Source organism: Pantoea sp. X-Soil-MYKO-1785, from assembly GCF_059730675.1.
Map to the genome: position 1 here is coordinate 2,744,209 of NZ_AP036000.1, position 17,825 is coordinate 2,762,033.

The 17,825-nt window shown below is 50.7% G+C and carries 13 protein-coding genes; all 13 read right to left on the minus strand.

The genetic code is table 11. The features are described from left to right. Window positions 1-153: 153 nt before the first annotated feature. The 13 genes from gnd to AC6I8D_RS13265 all read right to left on the minus strand — a co-directional run bounded on the left by gnd (window position 154) and on the right by AC6I8D_RS13265 (window position 17,763). Window positions 154-1,563, minus strand: coding sequence for an NADP-dependent phosphogluconate dehydrogenase (gnd, locus tag AC6I8D_RS13205; protein ID WP_046288219.1), 1,410 nt, complete (start codon window positions 1,561-1,563; stop codon window positions 154-156). A 140-nt stretch (window positions 1,564-1,703) separates the two neighbouring features. Further along, window positions 1,704-2,813, minus strand: coding sequence for a glycosyltransferase family 4 protein (locus tag AC6I8D_RS13210; RefSeq protein WP_497820328.1), 1,110 nt, complete (start codon window positions 2,811-2,813; stop codon window positions 1,704-1,706). Then, window positions 2,810-3,973, minus strand: a complete 1,164-nt coding sequence (locus AC6I8D_RS13215) for a glycosyltransferase family 4 protein (protein ID WP_497820329.1) — start codon at window positions 3,971-3,973, stop codon at window positions 2,810-2,812. The genes AC6I8D_RS13210 and AC6I8D_RS13215 overlap by 4 nt, the downstream gene beginning before the upstream one ends. Next, window positions 3,949-4,851 (minus strand): GDP-mannose 4,6-dehydratase, encoded by a 903-nt coding sequence (locus tag AC6I8D_RS13220; RefSeq protein ID WP_497820330.1) that lies wholly within the window; start codon window positions 4,849-4,851, stop codon window positions 3,949-3,951. Before AC6I8D_RS13220 ends, AC6I8D_RS13215 begins: the two co-directional genes overlap by 25 nt. Window position 4,852: 1 nt before the next feature. Next, on the minus strand, window positions 4,853-5,893 hold the full coding sequence (gene gmd, locus AC6I8D_RS13225; protein WP_312055492.1) for a GDP-mannose 4,6-dehydratase: 1,041 nt from the start codon (window positions 5,891-5,893) through the stop codon (window positions 4,853-4,855). A gap of 48 nt (window positions 5,894-5,941) precedes the next feature. Beyond that, entirely contained in the window at window positions 5,942-7,324 is a 1,383-nt protein-coding gene (cpsG, locus tag AC6I8D_RS13230; protein ID WP_312055491.1) for a phosphomannomutase CpsG, read from the minus strand. A gap of 14 nt (window positions 7,325-7,338) precedes the next feature. After that, window positions 7,339-8,757, minus strand: a complete 1,419-nt coding sequence (locus AC6I8D_RS13235) for a mannose-1-phosphate guanylyltransferase/mannose-6-phosphate isomerase (protein WP_312055510.1) — start codon at window positions 8,755-8,757, stop codon at window positions 7,339-7,341. 550 nt (window positions 8,758-9,307) lie between these two features. After that, window positions 9,308-10,321: a UDP-glucose 4-epimerase GalE gene (galE, locus tag AC6I8D_RS13240; protein WP_312055490.1), complete on the minus strand. Its 1,014-nt coding sequence runs from the start codon at window positions 10,319-10,321 to the stop codon at window positions 9,308-9,310. Between the two features lie 42 nt (window positions 10,322-10,363). Then, window positions 10,364-11,266 (minus strand): UTP--glucose-1-phosphate uridylyltransferase GalF, encoded by a 903-nt coding sequence (gene galF, locus AC6I8D_RS13245; RefSeq protein ID WP_031375337.1) that lies wholly within the window; start codon window positions 11,264-11,266, stop codon window positions 10,364-10,366. A 278-nt stretch (window positions 11,267-11,544) separates the two neighbouring features. After that, complete coding sequence (locus AC6I8D_RS13250) at window positions 11,545-12,885, minus strand: lipopolysaccharide biosynthesis protein (protein ID WP_031375336.1); 1,341 nt, start codon at window positions 12,883-12,885, stop codon at window positions 11,545-11,547. Beyond that, a complete protein-coding gene (locus AC6I8D_RS13255) occupies window positions 12,882-14,105 on the minus strand; it encodes a glycosyltransferase (RefSeq protein WP_312055489.1) in 1,224 nt (407 codons plus the stop codon). The genes AC6I8D_RS13250 and AC6I8D_RS13255 overlap by 4 nt, the downstream gene beginning before the upstream one ends. A gap of 4 nt (window positions 14,106-14,109) precedes the next feature. Further along, window positions 14,110-15,372, minus strand: coding sequence for a colanic acid biosynthesis pyruvyl transferase WcaK (wcaK, locus tag AC6I8D_RS13260; RefSeq protein WP_031375334.1), 1,263 nt, complete (start codon window positions 15,370-15,372; stop codon window positions 14,110-14,112). Window positions 15,373-15,546: 174 nt separating this feature from the next. Continuing rightward, window positions 15,547-17,763, minus strand: a complete 2,217-nt coding sequence (locus tag AC6I8D_RS13265; RefSeq protein ID WP_312760261.1) for a phage tailspike protein — start codon at window positions 17,761-17,763, stop codon at window positions 15,547-15,549. Window positions 17,764-17,825: the final 62 nt, after the last annotated feature.

The window sequence follows — 17,825 nt, forward strand, 5'->3', positions numbered from 1 at the left end:
CTATAACCTTTACTATTACGTTTTATCATCCAAACAGTAGATTCAAAGCATTAATTAAAATGAGGGTTTTGATGGAGAAAAGAATAAAGCACATCATTGATGTGCTTTTCTTTATTCAACGCTAAAATATTACCCAGATATAATGATTATCGATTAATCAAGCCATTCTGTATGGAACACACCGTCTTTATCAATGCGCTTGTAGGTATGCGCACCAAAGTAGTCACGCTGCGCCTGAATCAGGTTGGCAGGCAGCACTTCTGAACGGTAGCTGTCGTAGTAAGCAATCGCCGCAGAGAAGGTAGGCGTTGGGATACCGTTCTGAATCGCGTAAGAAACAACATCACGCAGCGCCTGCTGATACTGATCGGCGATATCTTTGAAGTACGGTGCCAACAGCAGGTTAGCAATGCTTGCATCTTCAGCGTAGGCATCGGTAATTTTCTGCAGGAACTGGGCACGGATGATGCAGCCAGCACGGAAGATCTTGGCGATTTCACCGTAGTGCAGATCCCAGTTGTTCTCTTCTGAAGCCGCACGCAATTGTGAGAAGCCCTGCGCATAAGAGACGATTTTACCGAGGTAGAGTGCGCGACGCACTTTTTCGATAAACTCCGCTTTATCACCAGTGAAGGCTTGAGCCTGTGGGCCGCTCAGAACTTTGGAAGCCGCAACACGCTGGGTTTTCAGCGAAGAGAGGTAGCGAGCAAACACTGATTCAGTGATCAGTGAAAGTGGCTCGCCCAGATCCAGTGAACTCTGGCTGGTCCATTTACCGGTACCTTTGTTGGCCGCTTCATCCAGAATCACATCAACCAGATAGTTACCCTCTTCATCTTTCTTAGTGAAGATATCTTTGGTGATGTCGATCAGGTAGCTGCTCAGCTCGCCGTTGTTCCACTCGGTGAAGGTTTCTGCCAGCTCTTCGTTGTTCAGACCCAGCGCACCTTTCAGCAACGCATAAGCTTCGGCGATCAGCTGCATATCGCCATATTCGATGCCGTTGTGCACCATCTTCACGTAGTGACCCGCACCGTCCGGACCGATGTAAGCTACGCAGGCTTCGCCATCTTCTGCACGTGCCGCAATCTTGTCCAGAATTGGAGCAACCAGCTCATAGGCTTCTTTCTGGCCGCCCGGCATAATAGATGGGCCTTTCAGCGCGCCCTCTTCACCGCCGGATACGCCGGTACCGATGAAGTTGAAGCCCTGGTCTGACAGCTCTTTGTTACGACGAATGGTGTCTTTATAGAAGGTGTTACCGCCATCGATCAGAATGTCGCCTTTATCGAGGTGTGGCGTCAGTGAGGCGATGGTTTTGTCGGTCGCTTCCCCTGCCTGAACCATCAGCAGGATACGACGTGGTTTTTCCAGCGATTCGACAAACTCTTCAACGGTGTAAAAAGGAGCAAGCTTCTTGCCCTGGTTCTCCGCGATGACTTCATCCGTCTTTTCGCGTGAACGGTTAAAGATAGAAACAGTGTAACCGCGGCTCTCAATGTTAAGAGCCAAGTTGCGGCCCATCACTGCCATACCTACAACGCCGATCTGTTGCTTGGACATTACATACTCCTGTCTGTGGTCTCGCATGGTGTTACCAGTAACACCACTTTATAAGTGAACACTATGTTAACTCAGGATAGCTGATAAAAGGTAATGAATGGTGCGATAGTCAGATGAAATAATCTGAAAAAAAATCACAATTATAACAAAGACTTATAAAGCTTTGTGTAGCTATTAATCATTTTTTCAGCGGTAAATAGCGACTCGAAACGTTCAAGAGCAGCTGCACCATAACTGCGGGCTAGTGGTGGATTGTCCCATATTTCATCCATCGCTTTACGCAGAGCAACAGGATCTGACGGGGGAACGACTAAACCGGTTATCCGATCGATATTGATAAAGGTTGTACCTGTACCTATCTCGCTTGATATGAGCGGCTTAGAATACAGAGCCCCTTCCAGTAGCGAGATCCCAAAAGCTTCTGAGCGCAGATGTGATGGAAATACCAGACAGGTAGACAGCTGAAGTAAGGCAGACTTTTCACTGTCTTCTAGCGCACCCAGGAAATGGATATTATCTACACCTAACTGTTGTGCCTGAGATTTTAACTCTGCTTCAATCGGACCTGCGCCTACCACTACGATCGGATAACGGCTATTCTTCGCCGCCTCTATCAGGATATGCAGGCCTTTGTAATAACGGAATGTGCCAATAAAAAGAAAGAAGCCGTCAGGAAATTTTGCCTGCCATTTTTGCAAAACGGCAGGATCATTATTTTGATAAAACTTTTTATCAAGACCGTACGGGATCACTTCAACTTTATCTTTAAATTGTTGCAGCACCGGGCTACTCTCAACATAATTAGGAGACGCGGCAACTATTCTGTCTACACTGGAAAGAAAGCGATTCATTAACGGAGCATAAAGCTTCAATAATAATTTTTGTTTAACAATATCGGAATGATAGCTTACTACTGAAGGTTTTTTTATTTTTGCTGTAAAATGCATTAAATCCATAAAAGGATAAGGAAAATGATAATGGATGATATCTGCTTCCTTTGCCAGCTTTTTGAATTGACTTATTGCTGCAAAAGAAAACGGTGTCGATGCATATTCACACTGCGTTTTGACCCGATAAATAAGATGGTTGTCGAGTTGCTTTTTTTTCTCTATAAAATTCGGGCTATGAGTAAACACTACTGATTGGATATTTTCCTTGATGCCACCTTCCGCAAGCTGGTATATAACTTGTTCAATGCCGCCAAAAGTATCGGGATAGTAGGTTTTATAACAGTGTAAAACTTTAATCATATAAATTTCGCGACCTGCTCGTAAGCATCAATGGTTTTATCCGCACAAAATGACCATGAAAATTGGCGGGCGCGAGCTAGTCCCGTATCTATCATGCGTTGCTTTTCATAAGCATTACCGATCATCATTTGGATAGAAGTGGTTAAGGCATCGACATCTTTTGGATCATGCATTAATGCTGCATCACCTGCAACTTCGGGAAGTGATGTTGCATTAGAGCAAATCACAGGGGTACCTGAGGCCATTGCTTCAAGTACGGGTAAACCGAATCCTTCATATATTGAAGGAAAAACAAAACTGGTAGCAGCACTGAATAAGCAAGGCAGTTCTTTACCCGGCACAAAGCCTAAATATTTTAGCCAGCCCTCTCTTTCACCCTTATCAAAAAGCCTGAATAGCTGCTCGTTTTCCCATCCTTTATAACCGCTGACGACGAGAGGAAAATTCGATTTTTCATGAGGGGTTAAACGATCATAAGCTTGCAATAATGTCAGTATGTTTTTTCTTGGTTCTATTGTACCGGTATATAGTAGATATCGACGCCAGTGAAGGTTATATTTTTCAAGAACGCTTTTGACTTCAATTTCATTCCGTGGATGAAACTCATCATTGCAGGCTAATGGGGACACGCAAATTTTATTATCTTCCAATCCAAAAAAATCCATCAACTCAGTTTTAGTATAATCAGAATCAGTTATCAACATCGCCGAGCGCGATACGGTTTTTCTTAGCTCTTTCTGCATTAAATGAACGCGCCCAGCCGGATGAAATTGCGGCCAGTGGAAAACAGAAAGATCATGGAATGTAGCCACGCAATGTTTAACACGTGGTGGTAAATAATAATTAGGACTGTGAAAAACGTGATCTTTGAATTTTCTTAACGCAATTGTTTTCATTACCGGAAAAGTGAGACGGTAAACTTCACTAACGGCTTTACTTTTTTGCAATCTGCGTTTTAAGGATTGTACCGACTGTGCTGATTCACTGGCGACTATCAGCGAATCACGCTTACTCGTACCATGAAGAAATGTTAAGGCAATTTCTTCTTTCTTCTGAAGCTGTTTAGCAAGTTCAAACGCGTAACGGCCTATCCCAGTTAAAGGATATTTAATGCAATCCGTAGAAAATACAACGTTTATTTTTTTGCTTCCAGCATCCATTTGAGCGTATCTCTAAAAGGAATTTTCAATGTATCATCACCAATCAAACTGCTTAACAGGCTGATATCACCGCAGAGTTCTTTTATTTCATTTGGTCTCACAAATGCAGGATTAACTTCGATACGAATATCGCGGCCCGTTAACTCCTGGCAAAGATCAATTACCTCACGTAATGAGTGCATCGTTCCTGAAGCAACATTGACAACCTTACCAAATGAGGACGTTTGCAATAATGCCAAATAGCATTTAACAACATTTCGCACATCAGAAAAGTCGCGCCAGACATCGATATTACCCAGTTCAATGACTTCTTTTCGTTCGCGAAAATGTTTAACAATTTTAGGAATCAGGAAATTTTCTGCCTGACCTACTCCGGTATAGTTGAATGGTCGGGTAATGACAATAGGTAGCTTTTCGTAAAACAGGCTTGCCATATACTCCATCGACAGTTTGCTTACGGCATAGTCGTTTGCTGGCCTTGCCAGAGTAGTCTCTGATAATCTTCCCGGTGTATTGTTGCCATAAACGTTAGCGCTGCTGGCAATTAATACAGCATCCAGGGATTTTTTAGATTCGATTAAAGCCTGTAGTAAATTACGAGTGCCGCCTACATTAACATTGTAAAAAGCGTTGGGATCGGCATGACCGACAAAAGCAATTGCAGCGAGATGAATGACAACGTCGGGTTGAATATCATCTACAGCATGCATTACCTGGACCAGGTTGGTAAGATCGACCTGATAATAATTTGAGGATCCCAGAGCAGGGGATGAACCGAAACCAAATACTTCATATCCGGCAGCGGATAATTCCGCTGCCATATACTGGCCGGTAAAGCCCTTGATCCCAGTGATCAATGCTTTTTTGCCATTATTCATATCAGAAGGAGAACCCTTGTTTATTGCGGCGTAGATCTTCTTCTACCATCATCGCGCACAACTCTTCGAGCGTGGTTTTAGGTTCCCAGCCCAGAATGTCTTTTGCACGCTGTGGGTTGCCAATCAACAATTCTACTTCAGCAGGACGATAGAACTTAGGATTGACCTTAACAACCACTTTATTAGTGGCTACATCGATTGCAACTTCCTGGTCATCTTTGCCTTCAAAGCGCAGTTCAATGCCAGCCGCTTTGAACGCCATTGACACGAAGTCGCGGACTGTTTCTGTGCGGTTGGTTGCCAGGACAAAAGTATCTGGCTCATCAGCCTGCAGCATGCGCCACATGCCTTCAACATATTCCTTAGCAAAACCCCAGTCACGCTTGGCGTCCATGTTACCTAACTCAAGCACATCCAGCTTGCCGAGCTTAATTTTCGCTACTGAATCGGTGATCTTACGGGTTACAAACTCCTGTCCACGCAGTGGTGATTCGTGGTTAAACAGAATGCCGCTTGATGCGAAGATGTTGTAGCTCTCACGGTAGTTAATGGTCATCCAGTGTGCATACAACTTGGCAACGCCATACGGGCTACGCGGATAGAATGGCGTGTCTTCTTTCTGTGGGATGGCCTGCACTTTACCAAACATTTCTGAAGTCGATGCCTGATAGAAGCGAATTTCAGGGTTAACAATGCGAATAGCTTCTAACAGGTTTACCGGACCAATACCTGTAATTTCAGCGGTGGTCAGTGGCTGGTCAAAAGAAACACCTACAAAGCTCTGAGCCGCAAGGTTGTAAACTTCGGTCGCTTTGCTTTCCTGAAGTAAACGAATGCTTGATGACAGGTCAGTCAGGTCATATTCGACGAGATGCAAAGAGGGGTTTGATTTGATACCCAACTCTTCAATGCGCCAGAAGTTGACCGAACTGGTACGGCGATAGGTTCCATAAACCGTATAGCCTTTATCTAAGAGTAATTCAGCAAGATAAGCGCCATCCTGCCCAGTAATTCCTGTAATAATTGCAATCTTATTCGTCATTCTTAAACCCATCATTTGGAAAATTAATATTATCAACTATAGGTGAAATTAAACTGTCGTAGCTTTAATAACAGAGTCGATTTCTTTCAATATTTTACTCAAGGCTTCAATATTGCCTTCAGTTTCGACGTTGAGTCGCAGTAAAGGTTCCGTATTGGAAGTTCTTACATTGAATCTCCAGCCCTGGCAGTCCAGGCTAATGCCGTCGGTATTATCTTCGGTTATTGCACTACTACGATATTTTTCTTTTAACGCCACGATAACTGACTTTGCATCAGACACTTTGTAGTTAATCTCACCACTGCAAGGAAACGCCTTCATTCTTTCCGAAACCAGTCCGGAAAGTGTCTCCCCTTTCACCGCCAGCAGTTCAGCCACCAGCAGCCAGGGGATCATGCCGCTATCACAGTAAGCAAAGTCACGGAAGTAGTGGTGTGCACTCATCTCGCCGCCATAAACTGCATCTTCTTCGCGCATGCGCTCTTTGATGAAAGCATGGCCGGTTTTGGACATCACCGGAATACCACCCGCCTTGGTTACCACATCAATGGTGTTCCAGGTCAGACGCGGGTCATGGATGATTTTTGCGCCAGGCTCCTTTTTAAGGAATGCCTCGGCTAACAGCCCAACGATATAATAGCCTTCGATGAATTCTGCATTCTCATCAAACAGGAAGCAACGATCGAAATCGCCGTCGAACGCAATCCCCATGTCAGCCTGATACTCACGTACTGCGTCAGAGGTATCTTTACGGCATTCCGGCAGCAATGGGTTAGGGATACCGTTCGGGAAAGTTCCATCCGCCTGATGATGCACTTTGATAAAGGTCACAGGTGCATTAGCCTGTTGAAAACGCTTCTCAATCTCATCAATAACGTGGCCAGCAGCCCCATTACCTGAGTTGATCACCAGCTTCATCGGCTTAGTGAAGTTATTCAGGTCGATGTAGCCCATCAGATGCTCAACATAGGCATCTAAAACGGTAATCTGTTTATAGCTGCCGCGTTTACTCTCATCGACCGGAGCAAAATCATTAGCTTCAGCCAGTCGCTGGACGTCACGCAGTCCGGTATCTCCGCTGATGGGACGCGCACCTTCGCGCACTAACTTCATGCCGTTATAGTTCATCGGGTTATGGCTGGCGGTCACTTCAATGCCGCCATCAATCCCTAAATGAAAAGTCGCGAAGTAGATCTCTTCCGTTCCGCTCATACCGATGTCCAGTACATCGGTACCTGCATCCCTGAGACCATTTGCCAGCGCCAGCTTGAGTGATTCACTGGTCTGACGAACATCGCCACCCACCACAATGGTTTTAGGTCGGATAAACTCGCCATAAGCGCGACCAATGCGGTAAGCAATATCGTCATTGAGTTCAGTGCCCAGCTCACCACGAATGTCATAAGCTTTAAAACAGGTCAGTGCTGCCATGATCTTGTCTGTCCTTACTTACTTACTGCAAACTGTTGTTTAATCAAAATGAGGTCGTCATCGCCAAGGTAGGATCCCGACTGAATTTCCAACAGCTCTAATGGAATTTTGCCTGGGTTTTCTAAGGTATGTGGATGACCAATTGGGATAAAGGTTGACTGATTCTCGGTCAGCAGCAGGGTTTTATCCTGGATGGTAACTTTTGCGGTACCCGACAGGATGACCCAGTGCTCAGTGCGGTGATAGTGCATCTGCAGTTCAAAGGCTTCACCTGGTTTTACGGTGATACGGTTGACGTTGAATCGACCGGTGTTCACCACCAGATCACAGCGTCCCCATGGCCAGTAGGTTTCACGGTGACGACGGTATTCGCTGCGGCATTCGCCTTTCAGGAACTCAACGACGCGCTTCACATCCTGAACCTGATCTTTACGCGCGACCAATACGGCATCCTTGGTATTCACAATCACCAGGTTTTCCACTCCGATTGCCGCGACCAGCTGGTCTTCACTGTTGATATAACAGTTTTGGGTATTGTGCAGGAAGGTATCACCTTTCAGTGAATTGCCGTAACTATCTTTATCGTTCACTTCCCACAGCGCCGACCAGGAACCGACGTCGCTCCATCCTGCTGCCAGCGGAACCACTACCGCAGCATCAGTTTGTTCCATTACTGCATAGTCAACTGACTCGTCCGGGCAGGCGATGAAGTCGTCTTTATCAATGCTGATAAAATCATTGCCTTCCTTAACGTTGTCCATCGCGCGACGACAGGCCTCAAGGATATCCGGGCGGAATTTTTCCAGCTCTTGCAGATAGCGTTTCGCGCGAAACATAAACATGCCGCTGTTCCAGTAATACTCACCAGATTCAAGGTACTCCTCAGCAGTGCTCTGGTTCGGCTTTTCGACAAAGCGCTGGACCAGATATGGACCGTTCTCGGCACCTGGCAGTGCTTCACCACGCTGAATATAGCCATATCCTGTTTCCGGGCCGGTCGGCACGATGCCAAAGGTGACCAGCTTGCCCTGTTTGGCATGGGCGGTCGCCACCTTGATCGCCTGATGGAAGGCCGCACGATCTTCAATGACGTGATCCGCAGCCAGCACCAGTAGCACCGGATCATCGCCCTGCTCCACAGCATTAAGAGCGGCAAGCGCAATGGCCGGTGCTGTGTTACGCCCGACAGGCTCAAGAATAATGTTATGAGATAGCTTGTTAATTTGTCGCAACTGCTCGGCCACCAGAAAGCGATGCTCTTCGTTGCAAATTACCATCGGTGCACGGGCTTCAATGCCCGTCAGACGTTTAACAGTCTCCTGCAGCATTGAGTGCTCGCCGTGAAGGCAAATGAACTGCTTAGGATAAAGTTCGCGGGAAAGGGGCCATAAGCGGCTGCCGGTTCCTCCGGCCATGATTACGGGAAGTAACATTCCACATCCTCTAACAAATTTAAACATGCTATTGCATATAAAGCGGGTCAATTTTTATTCATTATGAATAAACAGCCACGCTACCGCCCTTGGCTTGCAGCAACCAATATGCTGTGTGATAGCAATCATGCTTTCACAGGTTAACTTGTCAGTACGCTGATGATATTTTATTCAACCGCATACGGGTTCTGAGACCACCGCAAATAGTACAATTTGTGCGGCAAAAATAATATGCCTATTCTTTCATTGTGCCAGAAGAAACTTAAGTTTAACTAAACAATGTTCAGGATGCGCTTCAGATAAGGTAATCATTGGCAAAACAGCATAGTAGCGCCATCTACACTCTCCCTTTCCTCTGTTAATGCCATGCGCCAGCGCTCGATTGTGTTTAAAATGAACAGCTATCACGCCAGGATTAATCCGTATTAACTGCATTGGATGTCAGTAACAAATCTGCCATGGGCTAATGTTTAGCCTATATGTGCAATTCTGCTTAACGCAGACATAAAAAAACCCGGCATTAGCCGGGTTTTTTGAATTTCATCGCAGATTAATTAAACCCATTCGGGTTCTTGCTCTGCCAGTTCCAGGTATCACGCATCATCTCGTCGATGCCGCGCGTCACGCGCCAGTCGAGTTCACGGTTGGCCAGCGAGGCGTCGGCCCAGAAGGCCGGCAGGTCGCCATCGCGACGCGGTTTGATCTCGAAAGGAATCGCTTTGCCTGACGCCTTCTCAAACGCTTTGATCATCTCCAGCACCGAGAAGCCTTTACCGCCGCCGAGGTTGAAAGCGGTATAGCCTTCAACCTTGTTCAGATGGTCCAGCGCCTTCAGGTGCCCTTCCGCCAGGTCGACCACATGGATGTAGTCGCGCAGGCAGGTGCCATCTGGCGTATCGTAATCACCGCCAAACACACCCAGCTTTTCCAGACGACCAATCGCGACCTGAGCAATGTACGGCAACAGGTTGTTCGGGATGCCGGCAGGATCTTCACCAATTTCACCCGACTCGTGCGCGCCGACCGGGTTGAAGTAACGCAAGGCGATCGCCTTGAACTTCGGTTCGGCTTTAGCGAAGTCACGCATCACCAGCTCGATCATCAGCTTGGAGGTGCCATAAGGACTGGTGGTGCCGCCAATCGGCGTGGTCTCAACGTACGGTACCGGCGCATCGGCACCGTATACGGTCGCGGAAGAGCTGAAGATAAAGTTCCAGACGCCCGCTTCGCGCATCTCTTCCAGCAGCACCACGGTTCCCGCGACGTTGTTCTCGTAATACTCGAGCGGCATGCGGGTTGATTCACCCACCGCTTTCAACGCAGCGAAGTGGATCACGGCAGAAATGCTGTTTGAGGCGAACAGGTCACGCAGACAGGCGCGATCGCGGATGTCACCTTCAACGAAGGTTGCTTTCTTACCCGCCAGCTTCTCGACGCGGTTAATGGCTTCCCGCGAGGCATTGCACAGGTTATCCAGTACCACAACGTCATCACCGCGCTGCAACAGCGCCAGCACCGTGTGGGAGCCGATATACCCCGCTCCACCCGTTACCAAAATAGCCATGTGAACTCCTTTCTCTCTGCCGCGGGGTGCGCGGCGAATCTGTTAGTGTTGTTTGGCGAGAATCTTCTGAATCGCTTCGCGGAAATCACGGCCCTGAGCGTTGCTGCGCAGTCCGTAAGAGACAAACGCCTGCATGTAACCCAGTTTACGACCGCAGTCGAAGCTGTGGCCGGTCAGCAGCGAGACATCTACCGTTTTATGCTTGCTCAGGCTGGCGATCGCATCGGTCAGCTGGATACGGCCCCACGCGCCTGGCTCAGTGCGCTCCAGCTCCGCCCAGATATCAGCAGACAGCACATAGCGGCCTACTGCTGCCAGGTCAGAGTTCAGCTCAGCAGGATGCTCTGGCTTCTCAACAAAGTTAGTGATGCTGCTGATGTCGCCTGGGTGATCGATCGGCTCTTCGGTGGTGATCACCGAGTACTCAGAGAGATCGGAAGTCGGCATGTGCTGCGCCAGCACCTGGCTGTGGCCGGTCTCTTCAAAACGGGCCACCATCGCCGCAAGGTTATAACGCATATGGTCAGCGGTGGAATCATCCAGCAGCACGTCCGGCAGCACCACGACAAATGGATTGTCGCCAATCATCGGGCGGGCACACAGGATAGAGTGGCCAAGGCCCAGCGGCTGTGCCTGACGCACGTTCATGATGGTCACGCCTGGCGGGCAGATAGACTGCACTTCGCTCAGCAGCTGGCGCTTCACGCGCGCTTCAAGCAGCGCTTCCAGCTCGTAGGTGGTGTCGAAGTGGTTTTCCACCGCATTTTTAGAGGCATGGGTGACCAGCACAATCTCTTTAATGCCCGCAGCCACACACTCGTCAATGATGTACTGAATCATCGGTTTGTCGACGACAGGCAGCATCTCTTTCGGAATGGCTTTAGTCGCAGGGAGCATATGCATACCGAGACCCGCAACCGGGATTACTGCTTTAAGCTTGGTCATATTTATTCCGTTTAATAAAATGAAGATGTGGGTCGATTATGCAGGATCGGCCAGAACAGCAAGTATAATCTTTATCTGAAAATCGGACACTAACTCTCTGTCACACCATGGAAATTCGGCATTTTGCCCATTGCCAGCGACAGCAGAAACTGAATAAAGACAATCAGTAAACGTGATCGGCATTAGCTATTTCGGCTGCCGTTGCGCAACCGGCTGAGGCCAGCGATAAATGAAAACGGGCGACCCTGAGGCCGCCCGTTACTGTCACTGCTGCTGGCTTACAGCCAGCCTTCAAACCACTCAGGCATCACGAACAGATTGAAGTGATTAACCAGCATCATCACGCCGACAAACACCGCTGAAACCGCAACCCACTGGCGGGCATACGGCATAAACCGAATGCCAATCACCGGCTTGATAAAGAACGGATGCGCCAGCGCTGAGATCAGAATCTGCGAGATGGAGAGCGTCAGCGCCACGTAAAGCACGTTCGGCCAGATAAAGGTGGTCGCCAGCACCGCCAGTACCACCAGACTTGCCACGATGTTCCAGTAGAACTCGACGTTGGTGCGCCCGTTAGCCTGCGAGATCGCCCCGGTCAGGCCCCCCATCGGCCGCAGCATACCAAACAGCAGCATCAGCGGAATCAGGTGATAGACCTGCTCATGCGCCGGTCCATACAGCACCCGCACAATCACCGGCGAGAAGATGCCAATCACCAGGTACATCGCGCTGCTGAACAGCATGATCCCCAGCGTGCCTTTGAGGAACAGTTTCTTCAGCTGTTCTGCATCGTGCTGCTTCTCGGCGAAACGCGGCAGCGCCAGGCGGTTAATCACCGGCGTGACCAGCTTCAGCGGTTGCAGCACCAGCTCTTTCGCCAGCGAGTAGACACCCAGCATCTCAGCGCCCATCACCTTACCGACCACTAACGCATCGGCCTGGGTACGCAGCTGATTAATGGTCTGCGAGCCCAGCTGGTAGCTGCCGTAACGAATGGCACCAAAAAAGGTCGCTTTATCGAACTCCCAGGTCGGACGCCACGACTTCTCACCCAGCGCAATCATGCACAGGATACGGGTAAAGGCGTTGATAAACAGACCCAGAATCGCTGCGGCCACCGTCAGAGAGGTGAACTCCAGCATCGCCACTACGCAGAGAAAGGCAAACAGCTTGGTGCCCATCTCAATCTTCGCCAGCGACACCATCCGCTTGGTTTTGATGTAGTGCGCCTGATACTGCGACAGATGTCCCAGCACCAGGAAGTTGAGGCTGGTCAGCATGATCAGCCCGACCAGCTCAGGCAGATGATAGAACCAGGCGACCGGGAAGGCGATCAGCAGCATGATCAGACCGGTACACAAGCTCAGCGAGACGTTGACCCAGTAGATGGTGCTCTGCTCGCGGCGGGTGATGTTCTGGCGATGCACCAGATAGCTACTCATCCCCATATCCTGCAGCACGCCGGCCACCGCCAGAATGGCGTTGATAATCGCTAACAGCCCCAGCTCGTGGGTTTCCAGTTTGCGGGCGAGAAAGCTGAGCTGCGCTACCTGCAGCACCGCAGAAAAGCAGGTGCTGCCGAACAGCCAGATCGCCTGTGACTTAAATCCACTCACGCCAGTCGCTCCAGAATCTGTGCCAGTTCGCCGTAGGCGATATGCTGATTGAATTCAGTTTCAACTTTATGGCGCGCCGCCGCGACCACCGGGGCGACGTCAACTTCACCCTGCGACAGCTTCAGCAGCGTTTCGGCCAGCGCCTCAGGATCGTCCTCTTCCACCAGCCAGCCGGAAACGTTGTTCTCAATCAGCTCCGGGATACCGCTGTGGAAAGTCGAGACCACTGGCAGACCAACCGCCATCGCTTCCATCAGCGCTACCGGAATGCCTTCCATATCGCCATCAGCCGCGGTTTTAGACGGCAGCAGGAAGATATCCGCTTCACTTAAGGCGCGGCGGATTTCGTCCTGCGGCTTGAAGCCCGGCATGCTGACGCAGTCTTCCATTCCCTCACGGGTGATGAAATCACGCATCATCTCATCCTGATCGCCGTTACCAATAATGGTGTACTGGAACTGACCGCCACGCTGTTTCAGGATCGCACTGGCTTTCACCGCCACATCCAGCCCTTTTTTCTCGGTCAGACGTGCCACCGAGACGATACGCAACGGTGAGTGAAACGCCTGGCGTGGCTGGAAGTTAAACTTCTCCGGCTCAATTCCCATGCGCGTAACGTGAATTTTTTCCGGCGGACAGCCCATCTCGATCAGCTTGTTCTGCCACAAATGGCTGATCGGTAACATCAGCTCACTCTGGCGAAACAGATTAACGTAATCGAGCTTGTGCTCTTCCAGGATGTGACGACGGGAAATGTCCGCCCCATGGAACACGGTTGCCTGCTTGCCCTTCAGCACACCCAACTCACGCAGTTTATTCGCCAGCGCACCGGCATAGCCGAAGTGCACCAGGAAAACGTCCGCGGTGAAGGTCTGGCTGGCGTTGGCAACAATCGACGGCAGCAGCAGCTTGCTCGACTGTGCGCCATAGCGGCGCACGTTAAGCGAACGAAGCAGCGATGGCTTAGTGATCTTCGGCAGCACCAGCCGCAAACGCTGGTTTAGCTTATCAACGAGCGAGACCTTCTCTTCCGGCAGCAGATAGTGCGTCTTTGCCGCCAGGCCATACTCATCAAAGGCGGCATGCCGGTTGACTAAATCACCGGGAAAGACCGAAATAATCTCCACCTCGTAACCAGCATCAATAAAATGGGTCACCTGATTTAGTACGAATGTCTCAGAGGCAACCGGGAAACGCATGGTGAAAAAAGTCAGTTTCATCACATTACCCTAATACTTTGAGAATCTCTGCAGTGATCCGATTGCCAATTTCCCTTTCATTCGCAACGGCCGTGTCGACCTTTTGCTTGATGTTGTCGTAATCGGCGAGGACCGTCTGGACCTTGTCGATCAGCGAGCCATCCATCAGGCTTTTCACATCAGTTGCCATCTGCGGCAGACCCAACTGGTTCATCACACCCATCGACTTGTGCTCGTAGTTAATCGCCACGGCCGGGGTGCCAAAGTTCATGGAAATAATCGCGGAGTGCAGACGAGTTCCAATGGTCAGATGACAATGACTCAGCAGAATGCCCAGCTCCAGATCGTTAAATTCGTCCATGATAACGTGATAATGCTCAGGTTGAGCCACGTGGTCACGCAGCGTCAGCGCCACCATGCGGTCATCCTTGGCGTAGCTGTCGATCCCGGTACAGGTCGAGAACGCGACGACCTGATAGCCGTCGGCGATCATCGCATTGATCACCCGGCCAAAGGCGGCTTCGTACTCTTTCTGGGTGACGCCCAGACGTTTATCAAACGGCGCCAGTTCACGCACGGTGATAGCGATAGTTTTGCGACCGCTGATAATGCCCTGCCAGTGCAGCAGGTTATGGCTTGGGTTTTCCACCTCACGCGCCCGCACCAGGAAGGCGGTGTCTACCCCGGCAGCCACTTTAGAGCTGGTCACGCCATCGCGCTTCATCAGATCAAGGCTGACGGACTCACGCAGCACCAGGCTGTCGACGCGATCGAACACAAAGTTAGCCAGCGCATTCACGCGCGGGTTCTGGAACGGGCCGACGGAGTGACCAATCAGGTAGATCGGCTTTTTCGCCATCAGCGCACACAGCGCGTGGTCAAACTGGGTCACGCCATACAGGTCGACGAAGAACGATCCGCCCACCTGAATAATCGCATCATATTTCGCCAGGCTTTCGGTAAACGCCTTCAGATGTGGCGGCACGGCGAACGACTTGTACAGGCCGCCCTTGCCCAGATGCGCCATCATAATGTCGGGCATCAAACGGTTCGCCACTTTACGCTTGAACGAACCGACCAAACCTTTGGCTGACTTGCTATTGTGCAGAAACAGCGAATCCTGCTGAATATCCTGCTGCAGCAAATAACCGGAGCTGGTTGGATAACGGCTAATCACATCAATGTCTAAATCACTGCGTGCAGACTTCATTGAATCAATCAGTCCACGAAGAATCGCGCCATCCCCACGATTCCCACACGTATGGTTACCCACCAATAAAATTTTCATAACAACTCCGAATGAATTTTTTTAATTCTGCAAGCCGCCCAGATCCGCAACGGGCAAAATGAACTCTGTTTAAATAACTGCAATACGGGATAACGCACCCAAAGGGTCCTGCTCCTGTTAAGACCGGCCGCCTCCTTTATGGCGGCCGTCATGCATCGGTGATAACTGAATCGGTTACGACTTGATGGCGAAGTAAGGCAGCGCAACCTGTTTGCCGTTGATCACTACCGAGACAAAACCTTCCGGCTTGCTGGTATCAACCTGTTCGGCCGACAGCGGCCGCGACGCCATCAGCAGGTCGCCCTGCTCGTTGGCCCCGATACCGGCTTTGCCGTTGTGCAGGCTGAAGCGCTGCGGTGCCCGTTTGGTGGCATCACCAGCCGGCGGATTACCCGGCTGCATCCGGGCATTAACCCGCGCACAGCGTCCGGTAACAAAGCGGTCTTTGCCGGTGGTTTTCACCAGCACCGCCGCCGCCGGGGTCCAGCCCGCCAGTTTGATAAAGATCCGTACGTCGGTGTCATGCTCAGCCACATAGCGCACGTCGACCACCGGCGAACTGCCTTCGGCAGACCAGCTCGCTTCCGAGCGCCCTTTCTTGCGCTGAACGTGGATCACCGCGCGGCCACCGGTGGTTTTGTCGCTGATCAGGTTCATCAGCGGCTTATCGCCACTGCCGTTGCTGAACTGCGCCTGACCAAAAATTTCAATCTCCCACGAATCTCCCACCGTCGGTGAGTAGAGGCTGCCGAGATCGAACCAGGTTTCCTGATTGGTGTTGTTCTCTAACCGCCAGCGCGAGGTGATGTAGTTGTACTTCAGGCTGCCATCCAGCGCGACGCCGTACGACTCCACACGGGTTGAGCCCATCTCCCAGATGCTGAGCAGCCGATCGCCCTGGCTGGAGTTGTCAATCCAGCTGCCTGACTGCAGGCTGGTCTGACGCATATTCAGCCGGGTGTTGTGGGCGATCAGTGGATTCTTACAATCTTCAAGGCTCAGCGCATCGACGATCCACTGGCCGTTGGAGATGTCGCCCGGGTTGTCGCAGTGCTCAATCCAGCCGTTGTGAATAATCGACTGACCGCAGCGCGGCAGATTCAGCACCTTACCGCCGCGGCAGTGCTGGGCATTGAAGTTAGATAACTCAATCGCGGTACTGTGGTCCCACTTGCCCTGCTTCTGTCCTGACCAGCCGGATTTGATCACGTCACCGCTGCAGCGCGAGGCGTACCACTGGTCGATTTTACAATCCAGCGTATCCTGCAGGCTGATGGCGGTGCCGCCGACAAAATTGAAACGCAGGCAGGCACCACGGAAGTACTGACCGCCAGGACAGGTATTGTGGAAGAAGCCCTGTTTGTTCGGGTTCTTGTCACTGTTACCGTTGAAAATCAGGTTAGAAAGCTCAACCCGGCGCGCATTCATCGAGAAGATGAAGTCTGACTTACCGTCAGAGACCACGGTGGTGGCCGGGAAATAGCCGAAGTTGACCATCGCGCCTGACACGCGGAAGAAGTTCAGATATTTATCGCCAAAGTCGCAGACTGAGACAAAAAAGGTGCCGGCCGGAAACTGGACGCAGATTTGCTGGTTAGCCTGCTGCGACCAGGTAAACATCGCCATGATCGCCGGTGCGGTATCGGTTTTGCCGTCGGCAATCGCGCCGAAATCAAACAGGGTCAGGCGGTTGAAATCCTCAACCACCCGACGCCAGTGGAAACCCTGGCCGGCGAAGTTAACGCCGCCATCATCCTGCGCCGGCTGAAAGCTGCCGACAAACTCGCCGCCGCCGACTTCGAAGCCGTCGTGCCAGCTTTTCAGCTTCACTTTAGCCCCTTCAAACAGCGGACGGGTTTTACGTAACTCTTCCACTGACGGGATTTCACCAATCAGCTGGTAACCGGCAGGCTGCGCCAGACGCTGGCTGAAATCTGCCGCGCCGGGACGGCTGACGTCGGTAATGTTAAACAGCATCTGGCCGTTATTGTCTTCAACCGCCATCGAGTGCGACGGATCGGCGATCAGCGCCGCATTATCTTTAATAAACTGCGAAAAGTTGCCTTTGTTCAGCGCTACCGGCTGGGCGATCTGCGACACTTTGCCGCTGGCATCGCGCAGGTAGACCGGGATCTGGTTGCCCGGCTTGCTGGCGTCGGTGCCGGCTTTACCGATCCACAGTTTGCCTTCAAAGCCCTGCCAGAACTGCGGCGGCATGGCGTAAACGTTTTCCGGCGTCAGGATCGGCACATCACCTTTCGGTACATCGGTGGCATCAACCGGCTTTAGGGCGATACCGTTACTTTTAGCAGCGTAGCTGGAAAAGGTGCTCACGGAGAGAGCCCCCACCAGAGCGGAGGCGGCGGTCTGTAAAACTTCTCTTCTTTTCATGCATCAATTCCCGTAGTCAATAAGGCCGGATGATCGGCCATGGCGGTGTCCCTGAGGCACGT